The organism is Arthrobacter sp. Dra40 (assembly GCF_059091905.1).
Genome location: NZ_JBNHHB010000481.1, coordinates 1 through 1438 on the forward strand (window position 1 = coordinate 1; position 1438 = coordinate 1438).

General features: G+C 67.9%; 1 protein-coding gene and 1 pseudogene. Both read right to left on the reverse strand.

Annotated elements, in window-relative coordinates; all coding sequences use genetic code 11:
- Positions 1-1093: chromosome partitioning protein ParA (locus AC5RWT_RS37380; protein ID WP_494084617.1), on the reverse strand; the 1093-nt coding region annotated here is incomplete at its 3' end.
- A gap of 45 nt (positions 1094-1138) precedes the next feature.
- Positions 1139-1438, reverse strand: a pseudogene (locus AC5RWT_RS37385) (hypothetical protein); the annotation flags it as partial.

Sequence of the window (1438 nt, forward strand, 5' to 3'; positions counted from 1 at the left end):
TCCGCCGCCAGTTGGCGGCCCTGGCGGTGTTGCCGGAGTCCATGATGACCAGTCGGTAGTACCGGGTGAGGACCTGGTGGGCGATGTCCACTTCCTCGGCGGTGACTTCGTGGTCGCCTTCTTCGTTTTCGTCCGAGCGCAGCACATCGAACTTGTCGGCGGTCTGGTGGTGGACGAACTTGGCGATCTCGGCCGCGTTCGTGGAAGGGGACAGGAGTTCGGTGGAGGAATCGATCAGGTCCAGGACGCTGCGGTCGTGGGCGCCTTTCTCGGTCCGCCATCCCAGGGTGCCTTGGGATTCGTTGTTGTCCCAGGCCACCGTTGCGGCGCCGCTGTAGCGGGCAAGGATCGCCGAGAGCATCACCACCGTGGGCGTCTTGTTGGCCCCGCCCTTGCGGTTGACCACGGCGATGGTCCGCGGGCCGGGCCAGTGCTGGCTGACGGTGCGGATATCCTCACGCTCGGACAGCTCCTCCTCTGAGGGGTCCATCCGGAAGCCCAGGCGAGTCAAGGTCCCGCGCCAGCCCTGCGTGGCCGGCTCCAGCACCGGGGCGCTCACCAGGAAGGAGGCCTCCTTCAAACTGCGTCGGGTCACCGGCGCGTCGGTTGCCACAGCCTGCTGCGGTGCCTCGGCAGCCGGAGCCACGTCATCGGCCAACGCAGTCTCCGCGGCAAGGGGCGGCCACGGCTGGCGTTCCACCGTCGGCTGGGCAGGTTCAGGCTTCACCGCAGGCGTTGGCGCTGGAGTGGTGTCGGTGACTTCGGCGGCAGCCGTAACAGGCGTGCTGGCGGGCGCAGCAGGGCGGCGCCGCGCGGGCCGGGGCTCGTAGGAGACGGATTCGACGTTGCCGCCCGGGTGGACGATCAGTTCGCCGTGGCCTTCGGGATCCTCGATACGGACGCGGACGGGGCGCTGCAACGTCTTGGCTTCGGCCACGACAAGGGCCAGGGCGTTGTCGCGCAGGTCCTGCAGCGTCTGCCCTGCAGGGACGAGGCGGGAGTTTCCTGCGACGGTGACCTCGGCTGTGCCGTTGTCGCTGATGATGGCCTTGATGTTCGGGAAGGCCAGGACCTCTGTTGGAGTGGTACTCATGAAACCTGATTCCTTACGTTGACGGGGTTGGCGAGGTGCACGGGCTTAGGACGTGGGCGGGGTGAGCCGGTTGACCTTCCACGGGGCCTCTGGGCCTGTACGGAGCAGCTGCACGCTGTAGGTACCGGCATCAGTCGGGACGGCTGCCATAACGCCGTAGCCGTTCGCCTCATCGACCGTCAGCGTCGCGGGGCCAGTGACCCGCGTGGCGGGGACATTGGCGGGATCCACGGCGGAGTAATCGGCGCTGGCCTGCGGCGTGAGCCAGCGGGCCAGGTCGTTGGCCCACTGCTTTTCCTCCACGCCCGGGCGGGCGAAGTCCGCCATGGCCTTCTCAGCAACGTC